Genomic DNA, 15,504 nt, shown 5'->3' on the forward strand with positions numbered 1-15,504 from the left:
TTGAAACAGTCCCGTTAAGGCGCAGGCCTCATTGGGACTGTTTATTAGTTTCCACGATTACATCATGGGGATCTTGGATTCCTTGATATTTCCGCTGCTGTACGCCCCATACGGTTAAAGAACCCATTAATACAACAAAGGCAATTACGAGCCAAAACGGCTGGTATATTCGGCGAAAACTATCTGCAAGTTCGGTGCCCGACATATAGATTGGATTTTTCATACCCAATCGCCTCCTATCGACGAATCTAGTACTAGTTTTAACCAATCTATAAACTTCTAAACCTATTAGCGCTGGTAGTGGTGCCGTGTCCGCGCCGGTGCCGGTGCCCGTGCCGTCATAGAATAGAGTTGTAGTTAGGTCAGCTGGCGAAGAGCTGGGAGACGGTCTATATTTTTCTGCTATAATAAAGGGAAATAGTAGGATATCTTCATGATGTGGAGGGAAACATATGGACATTAAGCAGGATGATTTGACAGGTTCCCAAATAGCGGCATTGATCGCGGAGCATCTGCATGGGATGACGCTTCATTCCCCGCCGGAAAGCATTCATGCTCTGAACCTGGAGGGCTTGAAGCAGCCGGATGTGACGTTCTGGAGCGCATGGGAAGAAGAGGAGCTGCTGGGATGCGGGGCGCTGAAACAATTGGATGAGCAGCATGGCGAATTGAAATCCATGCGAACTGCAACCGCACATCTCCGCAAAGGCGTGGCCAGGCGGGTTCTGGAACACATCATCACGGAAGCCAAGCAGCGCGGCTACAAACGGCTGAGCTTGGAGACCGGTTCGATGGAAGCTTTTTCCCCGGCAAGAACGCTGTACGCAAGCGTTGGGTTTCAGGATTGCGGACCGTTTGCCGATTACGAGGAAGATCCGTACAGCATTTTTATGACAATGGAATTATAAAAGATGCTGGTCTGCTTCATGTTTGACATGAAGCTTTCTCTGTGTTTAAATGTTTAAGTGTTTAAACATACAAACTTAATGTTTCAGGGAGGGCTACCCCGATGCAGAAAACGGCGCTAATTACAGGCGCGACAAGCGGTCTGGGCTATGACTTTGTGCAGCTGTTCGCCCAGGATGGGTATCGTCTTGTGCTTGTAGCGAGAGATGGTCAGAAATTGGAAGATATCAAGCGCAGTCTGAAGCATGTGGAAGTGATTACAGTTGCCAAGGATTTGAGCGCGCCGCATGCAGCAAGTGAAGTGTTCGCTGAGCTGGAGGAACGCCAAATTGCAGTCGATGTTTTGGTGAATAACGCAGGATTCGGGTTAATGGGGCTTTTCGATGAACTGGATATACAGAAGCAGATCAATATGATCCAACTAAACATAGCGGCGCTTACGGAATTAACCTATTATGCGCTAAAGCATATGAAAGCGCGGAACAGCGGCCGGATCATGAACGTCGCCAGTACTGCGGCATTTCAGCCAGGGCCGATGATGAGCGTTTATTACGCGACGAAGGCGTACGTGCTGTCCTTTTCCGAAGCGCTTGTGGAAGAGCTGGCCGGCACAGCGATCACCGTGACTACGCTCTGCCCGGGGCCGACGCAGACGAATTTTGGTGCCGTTGCCAATGTGGAGGGCACGAAAATGTTCAGCGCAGCGATGCCTTCGAACATCGTGGCCAAGCAGGGTTACCAGGCGCTGATGGCAGGAAAGCGCGTGATCATTACCGGTGGGATGAACAGAGCCGGGGCGCTGGCAGCCAAATTTTTGCCCAGAAGCTGGGCAGCGAAGATGGCCAAGTATGTAGCGGGGGCGAAGTAACGCTTCTTGCAGCGGTTTTGTCAAAGGGAGGAATTCATAGACAGATGTCATCACAGAACGCTATCGATATATTTAGAGCCTGCATTCCGCTGTTTAATGTCTTAAGCGACCCGGCGCGGCAAGATATTATTCTTCTGCTGGCGGAGCGCGAGTCCTTAAGTGTCAACGAAATTGCGGAGCATTCTAGTCTGTCGCGGCCGGCGATTTCGCATCATTTGAAAATTTTGCGGGATCACCACCTTGTTCAAATCGAGCAGAAAGCGACGCAGCGCTATTACTCGCTTCAACTCGAGCAGAGCGTGCAGCAGCTCAAGCAGCTCATTGAAGTCGTGGAGCGTGAATGTTTGAGTTGACGGATGGGAGAAATATCCATTGCTTTTTAAACAAGGGTCAATTATATTGTAAAATGAAAATTGCATATAAACCCTCATCACGCTGATGAGGTAGAGGTTGCGATGATGAAGAGTACATCGGAGGAAGTCCAGTACAGACTGTTGATTCCGATGAAAAGGCACCATCGCCGAAGCTGCGCGGTTGACTGACCGCGTCTGCTGGGGCCGTTTCCGAAAGGAGCGGAACTGTCATACTGTTTCATTCAAAAACAGTATGTTGTGCTATCTTGATGTTCAGGAATGATGAGGGAGTTAAGGCTGCCTTTCTTGATGAAGAGAGGCGGCTTTTTTTGCGTTTGCAGCAGGTCATTTTAGGCATGCTAAAGGAAACTGGATAAAGGGAGCTGTACAGCAAGTGAAAGAGAATAAACTGCGCAGAGGCTTAAAATCGCGGCATATGGCGATGATTTCACTCGGCGGATCGATCGGAACGGGACTGTTTCTGGCCAGCGGCGGCGCCATTCATTCAGCAGGGCCGGGCGGCGCCTTGCTCGCTTACGCCATTATCGGCATCATGGTGTACTTCCTGGTCACCAGCTTAGGAGAAATGGCAACTTACATGCCGGTATCCGGTACGTTCAGTACGTACGCAACGAAATTCGTAGATCCATCGCTTGGCTTCGCGCTAGGCTGGAACTATTGGTATAACTGGGCGATCACGATCGCGGCGGAATTGTCCGCGGCTACGCTCATTATTAAGTTTTGGCTGCCTAATAGCCCGTCGTTTATATGGAGTGCGCTATTTCTTGCCCTGATGATCGGACTTAATTTGTTATCCGTTAGAGGCTATGGAGAATCAGAATATTGGTTCGCTATGATTAAAATTGTTACCGTCATTGTGTTCATTGTGATCGGCTTGCTTATGATCGTCGGTATCTGGGGCGGAAAAGCGGTCGGGTTCAGCAACTTCACGGCCGGCGAAGCGCCGTTCTCGGGCGGACTGCTCGCTGTGCTCGGCGTGTGCATGGCTGCCGGCTTCTCCTTCCAAGGGACGGAGCTCGTCGGTATTGCCGCCGGGGAGTCGGAGGATCCGCGCAAGAACGTGCCGCGGGCGATCCGTACGGTATTCTGGAGAATTCTGTTGTTCTACATCTTGGCGATTTTTGTGGTCGGCATGCTGATCCCGTATTCCACAGATACCCTCGCTAGTGATAGCGTTGCGGCAAGTCCGTTTACGATTATTTTCGAAAAAGCGGGCTTAAGTGTAGCGGCATCGGTGATGAACGCGGTCATTTTAAGTTCAGTATTGTCCGCCGGCAACTCGGGTATGTATGCATCCACACGTATGCTGTGGGTATTAGCAAAAGAAGGCAAAGCGCCGAAATTGTTCGGGAAGTTGAACAAAAAAGGCATCCCCGTCTTCGCCTTGCTGGCGACAGCCGCACTTGGACTATTAGCCTTCCTGGCCTCGTTTTTCGGCGACGGTCAAGTGTACACCTGGCTGCTCAATGCTTCAGGCATGTCCGGCTTCATCGCGTGGCTAGGGATTGCGATTAGCCATTATCGCTTCCGTAAAGCTTACGTTGCACAAGGACGGAACGTAGCGGACCTTCCCTACCGCTCCAAATGGTTCCCGTTCGGTCCGATTGTGGCTGGCGTGATGTGCGCGATTGTTATCGTCGGTCAAAGCATCAGTGCGTTCTCGGACGGCAAGGTGGACTGGATGTTCCTGCTGGCTTCTTATATAGGCATCCCGTTCTTCCTCGCATTTTGGCTGGGCTACAAGTGGAAATACAAAACAAAAGTGCTCAAGCTGGAAGAATGCCAGTTGGATGTAGAAGAAATATAAGAAAGTGTCCCCGGTCGTTTGGCTGGGGACATTTTTTAGTGGCGACTTTGGGCGGTAGGCGCTTGGCGCTGGGTGTGGGCTGGGTGTGGGGCTAATTGGAATTTGCCCAATTGCGGCGAGGGGAATGACAGTGGAAGGAGCTGTAGTCCGGAAATGCCCAATTGGAGAGCCGTTTATTGCGCTGGGGGGCCTGAGTCGTCGCTCTAATTGGGCAAAGTCGGACTGGAGCTGTCCCTGGGGGGGCATATTCGACTGGGGAACTTGTCAACAGGCGCCCTCAGGCAGTAAGAGACTTGAAATAGCGGTACACTTTTTCCAGCTTGCGGGTCTGCTTCCCGTCTGTTTGTTCCATCCGGCCGAACTCGAAGAACTTCACCCGCTTGATGCCGACGAAGCTGAACAGTGCTCTGCGCAGCAGCACCTTATGCGCATTGTTCAACCAGAAGAGCGGATACAGCGCGGGACCTTTCATCGTGGAGATGCAGACGGCGGATTTGCCTTTCAGCAGCCCTTCGGGGAGCAGACCACGCCCGTCGCGGTAGGCAAAGCCTGATGCGAACATCTGGTCGATGTAGCCGAGCAGCATAGCGGGAGGGCGGCCCCACCAAATCGGGTAGATCATGACAATTTTGTCGGCCCATAATAGTTGCTCGCGGTAAACGGCCAGATCGGGGGCGGTGTGCATATCTCTTCTGCGCTTTTTTTCATTGAAGACAAGAACGGGGTTAAAAGCTTCCTCATAGAGATCGAGCACCTTTACTTCCTGGATCGCCTCGTTTTCGCGGCAGCCTTGAAGGACCTGTTGCAAAAATGCGTAGCTTAAGCTTTGATGGTTCGGATGCGTAAAAATAACGAGCATATTCATCGCAATGCCAACTCCTTTAGTTATCATTTGATAAGTAAATCGTAACATTCGGTTGAATAGTTGTCAAATGATAAATATTTTGCTATCGTTGCATGGAAGAGGTGTAGAACATGGACAAAAAAGATTTGTTTTATCAGGCGGTTTCATTTATTACGTCTGTGCATCAAACGACCTATGAGCTGACGAAGCAAGTACCGCTCGGAGATATCACCCCAGTTCAATACGGGATATTGGAATATATCGCCGTGGCACAGCCCGTAACGCCCAGCGAAATCAGTGAATGTAAGCATATATCCATGCCTAATACAAGCCGCGAGCTGAAGAAATTGAGTGAAAAAGGGCTGTGTGAGAAATATGATGCCCCTGACGATAAGCGCAAGCAGTTCATCCGCTTGTCCGCGGCAGGACAGACCTTTATGAATGAAGCTTTTGCTCATATGGAAAAGCAATTTTTGGAGCGGCTGGGCGCGGCAACAGAGGACGAGCTGAACAGGATCGCGCAGGCGATGGAAGTTCTAAAGGCGGGGTTGTTCCGGTAAAATAATGGTAAAGCCTAGGATGCGATGGATGCATCAGGCTTTTTTTCTAATGTTAATCTTACGTTAACGTAAATTATAGTTCTTTCTGCTATGATAGGAGGAGCTGTCAATTTTTCTGAAAAAGGAAAAGAAAGGAGGCAGAAGAACGACAAATGTCCCTATTGCCGAAATATACGATCGAAGATGTCACGGAGCGGCTCGGCATTACAGCGCGAACGCTCCATTATTATGAAGAAATCGGCTTGCTGCCTGTCGTTTCGCGGACGGAGGGCAGGCACCGCATCTACGACGAGGCGAATGTGGAGCGCATTGAGCACATTCTGCGGCTGAAGCAGGTGCTGGGGGCTTCCTTGCAGGAGATCCGGGATATTCTGCAAGCCGAGGAAGAGCTGGATCACATCCGGGTTCAGTATTACGAAGAACCGCACTCGGAGGAGGAGCGCGATCAACTGCTCGACGATGCGGCAGAGCGGCTGCAAAGCATCATGACGCACATCGATGAGAAAATCGCCAATCTGCAGACGATGCGCCAAGGCTTCAGCGCACGCTTGGAGCGGGCGAAGCTGCTCAAACAGCGGACTCAGTGAATTAGAGCATTTAGAGAGTGATTTATGGAGAGGAAGAGAACCGAATGGATCAATCGAGGAAATGGTGGATCTTATCCGTAACAAGCCTGGGCTCCTTGTTATCGGCGCTCAATTTCAGCACACTGATTATTGCCCTGCCGGATTTGCTCAAAGGCTTGCAAGCCTCGCTGCTGCAGGCGATGTGGGTCATGCTTTCCTACATGGTCGCGCAGACGGTGATGGTACTCATGGCCGGCTCGCTAGCCGACCGGTTTGGCCGCAAGCGGCTGTACATCGCCGGCATGCTGATGTTCACCGTCGTGTCCCTTGTGGCCGGCTTTGCCGATAATGCGCCGGTGCTAATTATATTCCGCATTCTGCAAGGCGTCGGCGGCGCGATGGTCATGGCCAATAGCACCGCGATCGTGGCCGATGCATTCAAGAAAGAAGAGCTCGGGCGCGCGCTCGGGATCAACATTATGGTCGTCGCCGTCGGCCAGATTATCGGCCCGGTGCTGGGCGGTTGGTTGACGACCGCTTATGGCTGGGAGTGGACGTTCTGGTTTAACGTGCCATTTGGCGTCCTCGGTGTCGTATGGGGAATCAAAACGATGGGCCTAAAAGACGAGAAGATCGCTCCGCCGAAGAGCGGGGGCTTGGACCGTGGCGGTATCGTCACCTACGTGATCTCCATCACCGGCCTGCTCATTGCGCTAACTTGGGGCCCGATCGAAAGCTGGTCGTCTCCGGTGGTCTGGATATGCGGGCTCCTCTTCGTGGCGCTGTTTCCGGTGTTTCTCCGCTGTGAGAAGCGGCATCCGAACGCCCTGCTGCATCTGCCGCTGTTCCTGAACCGCACGTTTACGTTCGGTATCATTTCGGCGACGTTGAACGCGATTGCCCGCATGGGCATCATGTTCATGCTGATTTTTTACTTCCAGGGTGCGCTGGAAAAAGACGCGCTTGTAGCCGGCATTATGACGATTCCGCTCGCCGCCGGCATGCTGGTCGTCTCGCCCCTCGCAGGCAGCTTGGGCGATAAATACGGGGAGACGGCGCCGGCGACCGTCGGCTTGTTTTTAAATATTTTTGGCATGGCAGGGTTGGCCTTGGATACAGGACTTTCGACGCCTTTCTGGCACCTAGCCGTGTATATGACCATTATCAGCATCGGGTCGGGGCTGTTCAACTCGCCGAACTCCAGCAGCATCATGAATGCTGCCGGTGCGCAGTACCGCGGAGAGGCTTCAGGCATTCGCTCGCTGACGACGAACATGGGGATGATGCTCAGTATAGCGTTCTCTATGCCGATCGTGACTCACAGTATCCCGCATGAAGCGATGCTGGCCATTTTTTCCGGTACGCAAGTGGGGATGAATGGCAACGAATCGGCGTTGGCCGGATTTATTACCGGGCTGCATGCTGTGTTCTGGTTCATGGCCGGGCTTATGGCGCTGGCAACCGTCCTGTCCTACTTACGCGCGAACAAACGTCCGCAAGCATTAGGGACGTCCATGCATCATAAATAGATTTTATAGAAACCAAGGAGATTTAAGAGAGATGTCGGATCGTACTGTACTTTTAAAGCTTTTGGGCGTGTCGCTGCTATGGGGCGGCAACTATGTGGCCAGCGCTTACTTGCTGCGAGATTTCTCGCCCATCCTGTTATCTTTCACGCGGTTAGTCGTGATGTCATTATTCCTTTTATCCGTAGCGGCTGTCAACAGGTCGATGCGCTGGCCAACTACTCGCGAGTGGGTGCTGCTGCTATTCGCCGGTATTTTCGGCACGCTGTTTAACCAGCTGTTCTATTTCACCGGGCTGAAATTATCAACGGCGGGCAATGCCGCGCTCATTATCGCGCTCTCACCGATCGCCACGACGCTGCTGTCACGGCTGTTTTTGAAAGAAGAAGTTACCGCGCAGAAGTGGTTGGGCGCGTTGGTTGCTTTGGTCGGTGTTGTATGCATTGTTCTCTATGGCGGCAAAGCACTGGGTATCTCCAAAGGCGACTTGTTCTTGCTGCTGGCGATGCTGGGCATGTCGATCAGCCTCTTGTTTATCCGCAAGCTGACCAGCGGCATGACGTCGTATGAAGTGACGATCTATTCCACGCTGATCGGCACGATTCTGATGTCGCCAGCCGTGGGCTTCGAAGCGCTGCAAGGGCAAATGCACTGGAGCCACCATCTGTGGACATGGGTGCTGCTCGTCAGCGTAGCGGTTATCGGTCAAGGGTTGGCCGGCTTCTGGTGGAACCAGGGCATCGCTGTCGCCGGAGCTTCGACAAGCGCGATGTTTATGAACATTCCGCCATTTATCGCGATCATCGTCAGCTTCTTCGTGTTGGGCGATCCGATTCGTACCGCACAAGTGGGCGGCGGGGTTCTGATCCTGGCCGGTGTGGCGATTGCCAATATGAGACGCCGTCAGACACCAAGAGTCCAAACGAAAGATGCGGTCGGTCTTTCTTAGCAGCATAGGGCTGCCTCTACAAGCAGATTTGGCTTGGGGGCAGCCCTTTTTGCATGAAGTACTCGCGCCGCTCCTAAAATCCTGCCATAATTGCAGGATAGACATTGCCGGTCGCGCAAGCGCGCTACGCGCAGCCCGCTCATCACGTTGAAATTATATGTCATAAATTAAAATTTTATTGAAATTTAATTTCAAGATCTATATACTTTAGAGTGGAAACGTTAACAAACTTCCGATCGATCCAAGTCCACTCAGGGCATGTGTCGATCCGGGCGAAGGAGCTTCAGATAGGATGGATCCTCTCAAACGATCGCGTATTGTATCTTTTTTGGAACAAGAAGTTAACAATCAGCATATCCCCGGAGCCGTTCTTTATGTGTCACATCAGGGACAGCCGCTTCTGAAGGAAGCAGTCGGTTATCGGGCGGTACATCCTGCGGCACTTCCGATGCAGTTGGATACGGTGTTCGACTTGGCTTCGCTGACAAAGGTCATTGCCACCTTGCCCGCCGTTCTCAAACTGCTCGAGCAGGGTCGTCTCTCGTTGTCCGATCCGATCGATGCGTTCTTGCCCGATTTTACACAGCAGCAAGGCGAAACGGTTCGCATTCTTCACTTGCTGACGCACACGTCCGGCTTGGCTGCCGATTTGCCAATGGCCGTTACGCTGAAGTCGTCCAGGGAAGAGCTGCTTCAACGGATTACTCAGGCAAGCCCCCGGCATCAGCCTGGGACGAAAGTCGTTTACAGTGATTTAGGTCTGATCATGTTATATCTAATTATTGAACATATTACAGGTGAACCGTTTGAAGTGTTTTTGCAGCGGGAGTTTTTTGACCCTTTGGAAATGCGGGACACGTCCTTCTTACCGAAGTATGAGCCGGAGCGTTTTGCCGCTACCGAATTTTCCGCCGAACATAACGCTTATAAGAGCGGTATCGTTCACGATGAAAAAGCGGAGCGCCTAGGCGGGATCAGCGGCCATGCGGGACTCTTTTCTACAGTCGACGACATGGCGTGCTTTGCAGCGATGATTGAGCAGGGCGGCGTCTACAAAGGTCAGCGGATACTGACCGAGGCGGCCATCGAACTGTCCAGGAACAATTTTACACCTTATGATGCGGAGTTTCGGGGGCTGGGCTGGCAGCTGAAAAACCCCCTGATTTATTCGTCCAGCGGTGACTTTATGTCGCAGGCTTCCTATGGCCACACCGGGTTTACCGGCACCAGCCTGTGGTTTGATCCTGACATTCAGCTGCATGTGATTTTGTTGACGAATCGCGTTCACTATGGGCGTAAGGACCATATTCTTCGACTGCGGCCACGGCTTCATAATTTAATCTACACTTCACTCTAGATTCAAGCGCAGAAAAGAGGAATTCACATGAACTACAACTATATACCATGGACGAGAGAAAAGGCGCCTCAGATTTGCGATTTGTGGAATCGCGAGCTTGGCGGGCAATTTCCGATGCGGCTGGAGCTACTGCTGCAAAACAGTTTTGATGATGCCAATGTGCTGCAGGCGGGCTCTTGGATCGTTCTGGACGAGGAGCAGGTCGTCGGTTTTATCGTGGCGAAGCGCTGGCAGGAGCAGGGGGAATTGGTGCTCGGTCTAGGAAATGGCTGGATTCAAGCGCTGCTGGTGCACAGCGACTATCGCGGGAAGGGCATGGGAAGCGAGCTGCTGAAGCGTGCGGAACAGGCGCTGAAAGCGTCCGGTGCCAAAGATATTTTGCTGGGACGCGATCCGTGGCATTATTTCCCGGGAATTCCTGTTGAATATACGGATACCAAATCATGGTTTGAGCGCAGGGGCTACGAGGATCAGAACCGCGACGAGCACGATCTGCTGGCTGCGTATGCGCCGGAACAAACAGAAGCGCTGCCATCCTTTCCCGGTGTTACCTTTCGTTTATTGAAAGAAGGGGAGCAGGATCAGCTGCTGACGTTCCTGCATCGCTGTTTCCCGGGGCGCTGGGAGTACGAGGCGATCCAGTATTTTGCCAGAGGCGGGAGTGGGAGAGAGTTTGTCGTGCTTGAAAAAGAAGGCAGTGTCATTGGCTTCTGCCGGATCAATGATGCGCAATCCCCGCTCATCGCGCAGAATGTGTACTGGGCGCCGCTCTTCGGCGAAGAGCTCGGTGGCATGGGGCCTCTCGGCATCGACAGTGCTTACCGGGGGAGCGGGTACGGTCTAGCCGTTGTCCAGGCCGGCGTGCATTTCTTAAGGCTTAGAGGCATCGAGAAAATTGCCATCGACTGGACCACACTGGTTGCTTTCTATGAAAAGCTGGGCTACCACGTTTGGAAAAAGTATCACTCTTACACGAAAAAAGCTGAATAGCGGAAGCGGAAGGCCCTACTCTTGCGGCGCAAGAGCAGGGTCTTTTTTTCTATAAAAACTTAAACTTATAAGGCGTTAAGCCCACATGCTTCTTAAACAGCTGGCAAAAGTACGAAAAATTGCCGAGGCCCACCGACTCGCCGATCTCCTGCACCGACATGTCGGTTGTCCGCAGCAGCCAGCAGGCTTGCCGGATGCGCCGGGCGGTCAAGTATTCGGTGATCGAGCTGCCGATCGCTTGCCGGAAGGCGGCCGACACGTGGTTCGGCGTCAGGTGCACGGCTTGCGCGAGCTCGCTCAGCTTGAACGGCTCCCGATAATGCTCTTCGATCCACGCCAGCATGCGCTCGGCGGTCAAAGAGCTTTTGTTAGGGAGCGCCTGAGGCAAGGCTGGAAGCTGCGAGCGGGCTTGCTCTTGTTCGGCATCTGCGCGAAGTTGGTGCACGAACGCCGTTAGGAAGAGCAGCTGCTCCTCTAGCAGCCGCTCCGTGCCGCGTTCCGCCCCGGCCTCGATTCTCGGCGCGTAGAGGCGGAACATGGACGCAAGCGCTGGCAGGCTGGAGCAGCGGAACGCTTGCGGCGCCAGCGGATCTTTCCACAGCTTGCGATAAAACTCCCGCAGCGACGGATGCGTCGTCAGCGCCGCTTCGAGCACCGCCGGCTCGAGGACGAACATCGAGCGGACGTAGCGGTCCTGCGGCAAGTTATAGATGCGCAGGCGGTGCAGTTGGAAAGGGCGGAAGCAAAATACCGATCCGGGTGCCAGCTCGACGAGCTGCTGATCGATGACGGCCAGCCCGTTGCCTTCGTGCACGACAAGCAGCTCCATGCCTTGGTGGGCATGATAAATTTCCTCAAATTCGTGCGTCCGGTCTTTGAAAAAGGAGAGCTGGACCGGATGAATATTCAGGTTCAAGTAATTCATTAATTTCATCGCAGGGTCGATCTCCTCATCGTAATATAGCAACATTTTATCATAAGAGGGCGAAACTTTCTGCGCGTTATTTTTGATACGATAAGGGTAGCAATTGGCGTACAGGAGGAGCACTTCATGATCAAGCAACGGTTAAACGAGCAATGGGAGCATTATCGTGGCAGCTTAGGCGGTCCTTGGGAAGTATGGCGCGCAGATAAGCTGCACAATCACTATAACGTGCCATGGAAGCTCGTTACGCTGCCGCATACTTACAATGGCTACGACGTCATGGACCCGGACGGCAAATATTATCAGGGCCAAGGCTGGTACCGGAACAAGCTGGAGCTCAGTAATCCCTATCCCAAAGGGCGGACGCTGCTGCATTTTGAAGGCGCAGGCCAGCGAACAGATGTTTACGTGTATACGGAAAAAGTAGACTCGCACCTGGGCGGATACGACGAGTTTACGGTCGATATAACTGACGCAGCAGCACGGGCGAAAGAGATCGAGCGGTATGCCGGTCGCGTACCGGTCGCCATCGCTTGCGACAACAGCCGTGAGCTGGAAACGATCCCATCGGATGCAAGCGATTTCAACCTGTATGGCGGCGTATATCGCTATTTGAATCTGGTGTATGTGCCGCAGGTTTCTTTGGCACAGGTGCACGTGGACACGACGCTGCAGGATGCTGCCGGGAGCCGGGCGGCTGGCGGGCAAGTCAAGATTCACGCCAAGCTATATAATCCGTCTTGCGCGAATGAGACCGTCAAGCTGGTGATTGCCTTGAAGCAGCAGGACGGCGTACAGATCGGGCAAGCCGAAATGATACTGCCGATCTGGCAGGGTGAGCAGGAAATTGCCTGCTTCGATGTGCCGGCGCCCAGCCTTTGGTCGACCGAGGCCCCGCATTTATACAGCTGTTCGGTGACGCTGACCTGTGAGGATGGAGCAACGACGCATAACGAGTGCTTTGGCTTTCGTACTTTTGAATTTGTGAAACATGGACCGTTCAAGCTGAACGGGGAGCGCCTGCTGCTGCGCGGTACGCATCGCCATGAGGATCATGCGGCAGTCGGAGCGGCGATGAGCGAGGCGCTGATCCGTGAAGAAATGACGCTGATCAAGGCGATGGGCGCTAATTTTATCCGGCTTGGACATTATCAACAATCCCGCATCGTGCTTGACTTATGCGATGAGCTCGGACTCCTCGTCTGGGAGGAAATCCCATGGTGTCGAGGCGGTCTTGGCGGACCGGCGTACCGCAAGCAATGCATCGATATGTTGACAGCGATGATTGAGCAGCACTATAACCATCCTTCAGTTATTCTATGGGGGCTTGGCAATGAGAACGATTGGGAATGCGATTTTGATTATTTTGATCAGCAGGATATTCGAGCCTTTATGGCTGAGCTGCATACGTTGGCACATGAGTTGGATGCCGGCCGTTTGACGGCGATTCGCCGCTGTGAATTTTGCAAGGACATCATCGACGTGTACTCGCCTTCCATCTGGGCGGGTTGGTACCGGGGCATTTATACGGATTATGAAGCCAGTTGTTTGACCGCTTTTGAACATGTGGATTCTTTCTTCCATATGGAATGGGGCGCAGATAATTTGCCGACGCGTCATGTGGAGAAGCCGTTCACAGGCTTTAAGCAGATGAAAAAGTCAGAAGGCGCTACGGATGAGCGGGACGGCGATTACCTGCTGACCGGCGGCGAACCGCGCGTATCGCGTGATGGCGATTGGTCGGAGACGTATTTTTGCGAGATGATCGACTGGTACTTGAAATCGCAGGAGAACATGGACTGGCTGACGGGAGCAGCGCAGTGGTCGTTTAAGGATTTCTCGACCCCTGTGCGGCCAGATTCCCCGATTCCGTACTTAAACATGAAAGGGATCGTGGAGCGCGACTTGACGCCGAAGGAAGCTTATTATGTATTTCAATCGTATTGGTCGGAAAAGGTGATGGTGCGCATCTACGGCCATACGATGCCGGTGCGTTGGGGGGCGGAAGGCGAGCTCAAAACGATTAAGATTTACTCCAACGCAGCGGAAGTAGAGCTGTTCTTGGACGGCATCAGCCTTGGCGTGAAGCGCCGGGACTCGCAGAACTTCCCGTGCGCCGGCCTGCGCTGGGAGACGGCGCTTCACGCCGGCGAGCACCATCTGCGGGCGGTGGCGGTTCGGGACGGCGTGACCGTCACGGACGAGCTGCGCTTCACCTACCAGACGGCGTCGTGGGGAGAGCCGGCGCAGCTGGAGCTGACGACGGAAGCGCTCGCCGACGGGCGTGTGCTGGTGGAGGCGCGCGCGTACGATGCGAACGGAGTCTTTTGCCCGGATTCGGCTGCCTTCGTCCGATTCGGCCTGGCCGGAGATGGCAAGCTGCTCGATAATCTGGGCACGATCCGGGGATCAAGGCTCGTGCAGTTGGCCAGTGGCCGGGCGGGCATTTATGTGGATCCGTACGGCGGCTTGCCGGCCGCTATCACCGTGCGGGATTTCGTCAGCGCAGGCGGTCCTGCATCCTCCCTGGCTGCCGGCAGCGGAGACAAACGGACGTATACATCCGTGGTCAGCGCGATCTGTGAAGGCATGCCGACACGGACCGTGGTCATTGAAACCTTTTAAAACTACTCTATGGAGGTTTATATATGAAGAAAACAAACGCAGCATGGCCAGCAGCCCTTAACTTGCGCGATATTTTGCCCGAGGTGTGGGAAACGCTGCAGGTGAAAGTCGACCGCATGATCAGCCAGATCGGCTCCAAATCGCCGCACGTCGCCAAAGAGGACGGCTTGTACGATGACATGCGCATCGACTGGTGGACTTCCGGCTTTTGGCCGGGAATTCTGTGGATTCTTCACGACATGACGGGCAAAGAGCATTATAAGGATGCAGCGTGGAGTTGGGATGAAAAGCTGGAGCAAGCCAGCGTGCGCCAAAACAATTTTCATCACGATGTGGGCTTTCAATATTTGCCGACGGCTGTCATTAAGCATAAGCTGACTGGCGATGCGGAAGGCTTGCGCCGTGGGTTGCAGGCGGCGAACTTCCTAGCAGGCCGGTTTAATCTGGCGGGACAATTCCTCCGTGCGTGGAACCAGGACAAAATCGGCTGGTCGATCGTCGACTCGACGATGAACCTATCGATCCTGTTCTGGGCCAGCGAGATGTCCGAGGACCCGCGTTTTGCGCAAATCGCCAAAGCTCATGCAGATACGGTAGTGGACAAATTCGTCCGTGCAGACGGGTCGGTGAATCATATTTTGAGCTTCGATCCGGCGACGGGCGAATTGATTGAATCGCTCGGGGGGCAAGGCGCCGGGCCGCAATCAGCATGGAGCCGTGGCGCAGCCTGGGCGCTGCATGGACTTGCTAACGTGTACCGCTATACGGGAGATGAACGTTATTTGCGTGCGGCACAGCGTGTAGCGCACTATTTCCTGGCATGCTTGCCGGAGGACAGTGTGGCTGCTTGGGACTTCCGCGCAGCGGATTCGCTGGATGGGGAACCGAGAGACACTTCAGCCGCTTCTTGTGCGGCATCCGGTCTCATTGAGCTCGCGTCCTTCCTCCCGGGCGCCGAGGGCAACTTGTACCGCCAGTCGGCTGAGCGCATCCTGCTGTCTCTGACCCAGCATTATGGCACATGGGACCGGCCGGAGCATGAGGCAATTTTATTGGAAGGAACCGGAAATAAGCCTGCTGGGCAAAATGTGAACGTATCCCTGATCTACGGCGACTACTATTATGTAGAAGCGATTGCCAAGCTGCTCGGATGGGAGCAGCGGATTTTTTAAGCTCGACTACAGCACAAAAACAGCCCCCATGTTCT

General features: G+C 53.5%; 15 protein-coding genes and 1 riboswitch. Of the genes, 12 read left to right on the forward strand and 3 right to left on the reverse strand.

The window, feature by feature from the left end; all coding sequences use genetic code 11:
- Nucleotides 1-28 precede the first annotated feature (28 nt).
- Nucleotides 29-223: a hypothetical protein gene (locus O9139_RS17115; RefSeq protein WP_270880688.1), complete on the reverse strand. Its 195-nt coding sequence runs from the start codon at nt 221-223 to the stop codon at nt 29-31.
- Nucleotides 224-452: 229 nt separating this feature from the next.
- Between O9139_RS17115 and O9139_RS17120 the strand changes: the two genes are divergently transcribed.
- From O9139_RS17120 to O9139_RS17135, 4 genes are all read left to right on the forward strand, one after another.
- Complete coding sequence (locus O9139_RS17120; protein WP_270880689.1) at nt 453-908, forward strand: GNAT family N-acetyltransferase; 456 nt, start codon at nt 453-455, stop codon at nt 906-908.
- A 101-nt stretch (nt 909-1,009) separates the two neighbouring features.
- On the forward strand, nt 1,010-1,774 hold the full coding sequence (locus tag O9139_RS17125; RefSeq protein WP_270880690.1) for an SDR family NAD(P)-dependent oxidoreductase: 765 nt from the start codon (nt 1,010-1,012) through the stop codon (nt 1,772-1,774).
- 44 nt (nt 1,775-1,818) lie between these two features.
- Nucleotides 1,819-2,127: an ArsR/SmtB family transcription factor gene (locus O9139_RS17130; RefSeq protein ID WP_270880691.1), complete on the forward strand. Its 309-nt coding sequence runs from the start codon at nt 1,819-1,821 to the stop codon at nt 2,125-2,127.
- 83 nt (nt 2,128-2,210) lie between these two features.
- Nucleotides 2,211-2,399, forward strand: a riboswitch (Lysine riboswitch).
- Nucleotides 2,400-2,563: 164 nt separating this feature from the next.
- Nucleotides 2,564-3,955 (forward strand): amino acid permease, encoded by a 1,392-nt coding sequence (locus O9139_RS17135; RefSeq protein ID WP_270880727.1) that lies wholly within the window; start codon nt 2,564-2,566, stop codon nt 3,953-3,955.
- A 277-nt stretch (nt 3,956-4,232) separates the two neighbouring features.
- Here O9139_RS17135 and O9139_RS17140 read toward each other — a convergent pair whose 3' ends face one another.
- Nucleotides 4,233-4,820, reverse strand: coding sequence for an NAD(P)H-dependent oxidoreductase (locus O9139_RS17140; protein ID WP_270880692.1), 588 nt, complete (start codon nt 4,818-4,820; stop codon nt 4,233-4,235).
- Between the two features lie 110 nt (nt 4,821-4,930).
- On the opposite strand from O9139_RS17140, the gene O9139_RS17145 reads away from it, so the two are divergent.
- The 6 genes from O9139_RS17145 (at nt 4,931) to O9139_RS17170 (ending at nt 10,747) form a co-directional block, all read left to right on the forward strand.
- The gene (locus tag O9139_RS17145; protein ID WP_270880693.1) at nt 4,931-5,359 is read left to right on the forward strand and encodes a MarR family winged helix-turn-helix transcriptional regulator; all 429 of its coding nucleotides are present in this window, start codon (nt 4,931-4,933) and stop codon (nt 5,357-5,359) included.
- Nucleotides 5,360-5,511: 152 nt separating this feature from the next.
- Entirely contained in the window at nt 5,512-5,946 is a 435-nt protein-coding gene (locus O9139_RS17150; RefSeq protein ID WP_270880694.1) for a MerR family transcriptional regulator, read from the forward strand.
- A gap of 44 nt (nt 5,947-5,990) precedes the next feature.
- Entirely contained in the window at nt 5,991-7,454 is a 1,464-nt protein-coding gene (locus O9139_RS17155) for an MFS transporter (RefSeq protein WP_270880695.1), read from the forward strand.
- Nucleotides 7,455-7,485: 31 nt separating this feature from the next.
- Nucleotides 7,486-8,400, forward strand: coding sequence for a DMT family transporter (locus O9139_RS17160; RefSeq protein ID WP_270880696.1), 915 nt, complete (start codon nt 7,486-7,488; stop codon nt 8,398-8,400).
- A 292-nt stretch (nt 8,401-8,692) separates the two neighbouring features.
- The gene (locus O9139_RS17165; RefSeq protein WP_270880697.1) at nt 8,693-9,757 is read left to right on the forward strand and encodes a serine hydrolase domain-containing protein; all 1,065 of its coding nucleotides are present in this window, start codon (nt 8,693-8,695) and stop codon (nt 9,755-9,757) included.
- A 27-nt stretch (nt 9,758-9,784) separates the two neighbouring features.
- On the forward strand, nt 9,785-10,747 hold the full coding sequence (locus O9139_RS17170; RefSeq protein WP_270880698.1) for a GNAT family N-acetyltransferase: 963 nt from the start codon (nt 9,785-9,787) through the stop codon (nt 10,745-10,747).
- 49 nt (nt 10,748-10,796) lie between these two features.
- On the opposite strand, the gene O9139_RS17175 is transcribed toward O9139_RS17170, so the two are convergent.
- Nucleotides 10,797-11,681, reverse strand: a complete 885-nt coding sequence (locus tag O9139_RS17175; protein WP_270880699.1) for an AraC family transcriptional regulator — start codon at nt 11,679-11,681, stop codon at nt 10,797-10,799.
- Nucleotides 11,682-11,798: 117 nt separating this feature from the next.
- Between O9139_RS17175 and O9139_RS17180 the strand changes: the two genes are divergently transcribed.
- Together O9139_RS17180 and O9139_RS17185 are read left to right on the forward strand one after the other, a co-directional pair.
- Nucleotides 11,799-14,297, forward strand: coding sequence for a glycoside hydrolase family 2 TIM barrel-domain containing protein (locus O9139_RS17180; RefSeq protein WP_270880700.1), 2,499 nt, complete (start codon nt 11,799-11,801; stop codon nt 14,295-14,297).
- A 23-nt stretch (nt 14,298-14,320) separates the two neighbouring features.
- Nucleotides 14,321-15,469 (forward strand): glycoside hydrolase family 88 protein, encoded by a 1,149-nt coding sequence (locus tag O9139_RS17185; RefSeq protein WP_270880701.1) that lies wholly within the window; start codon nt 14,321-14,323, stop codon nt 15,467-15,469.
- The last annotated feature ends 35 nt before the right edge of the window (nt 15,470-15,504 follow it).

The sequence above is a fragment of the Paenibacillus aestuarii genome (assembly GCF_027789125.1).
GTDB lineage: Bacteria > Bacillota > Bacilli > Paenibacillales > NBRC-103111 > Paenibacillus_E > Paenibacillus_E aestuarii.

Bases quoted from the DNA above. Each gene is read 5' to 3' on its own strand.
- O9139_RS17115 (WP_270880688.1), bottom strand. From the start codon at position 223: ATGAAAAATCCAATCTATATGTCGGGCACCGAACTTGCAGATAGTTTT.
- O9139_RS17120 (WP_270880689.1), top strand. From the start codon at position 453: ATGGACATTAAGCAGGATGATTTGACAGGTTCCCAAATAGCGGCATTG.
- O9139_RS17125 (WP_270880690.1), top strand. From the start codon at position 1,010: ATGCAGAAAACGGCGCTAATTACAGGCGCGACAAGCGGTCTGGGCTAT.
- O9139_RS17130 (WP_270880691.1), top strand. From the start codon at position 1,819: ATGTCATCACAGAACGCTATCGATATATTTAGAGCCTGCATTCCGCTG.
- O9139_RS17135 (WP_270880727.1), top strand. From the start codon at position 2,564: ATGGCGATGATTTCACTCGGCGGATCGATCGGAACGGGACTGTTTCTG.
- O9139_RS17140 (WP_270880692.1), bottom strand. From the start codon at position 4,820: ATGAATATGCTCGTTATTTTTACGCATCCGAACCATCAAAGCTTAAGC.
- O9139_RS17145 (WP_270880693.1), top strand. From the start codon at position 4,931: ATGGACAAAAAAGATTTGTTTTATCAGGCGGTTTCATTTATTACGTCT.
- O9139_RS17150 (WP_270880694.1), top strand. From the start codon at position 5,512: ATGTCCCTATTGCCGAAATATACGATCGAAGATGTCACGGAGCGGCTC.
- O9139_RS17155 (WP_270880695.1), top strand. From the start codon at position 5,991: ATGGATCAATCGAGGAAATGGTGGATCTTATCCGTAACAAGCCTGGGC.
- O9139_RS17160 (WP_270880696.1), top strand. From the start codon at position 7,486: ATGTCGGATCGTACTGTACTTTTAAAGCTTTTGGGCGTGTCGCTGCTA.
- O9139_RS17165 (WP_270880697.1), top strand. From the start codon at position 8,693: ATGGATCCTCTCAAACGATCGCGTATTGTATCTTTTTTGGAACAAGAA.
- O9139_RS17170 (WP_270880698.1), top strand. From the start codon at position 9,785: ATGAACTACAACTATATACCATGGACGAGAGAAAAGGCGCCTCAGATT.
- O9139_RS17175 (WP_270880699.1), bottom strand. From the start codon at position 11,681: ATGAAATTAATGAATTACTTGAACCTGAATATTCATCCGGTCCAGCTC.
- O9139_RS17180 (WP_270880700.1), top strand. From the start codon at position 11,799: ATGATCAAGCAACGGTTAAACGAGCAATGGGAGCATTATCGTGGCAGC.
- O9139_RS17185 (WP_270880701.1), top strand. From the start codon at position 14,321: ATGAAGAAAACAAACGCAGCATGGCCAGCAGCCCTTAACTTGCGCGAT.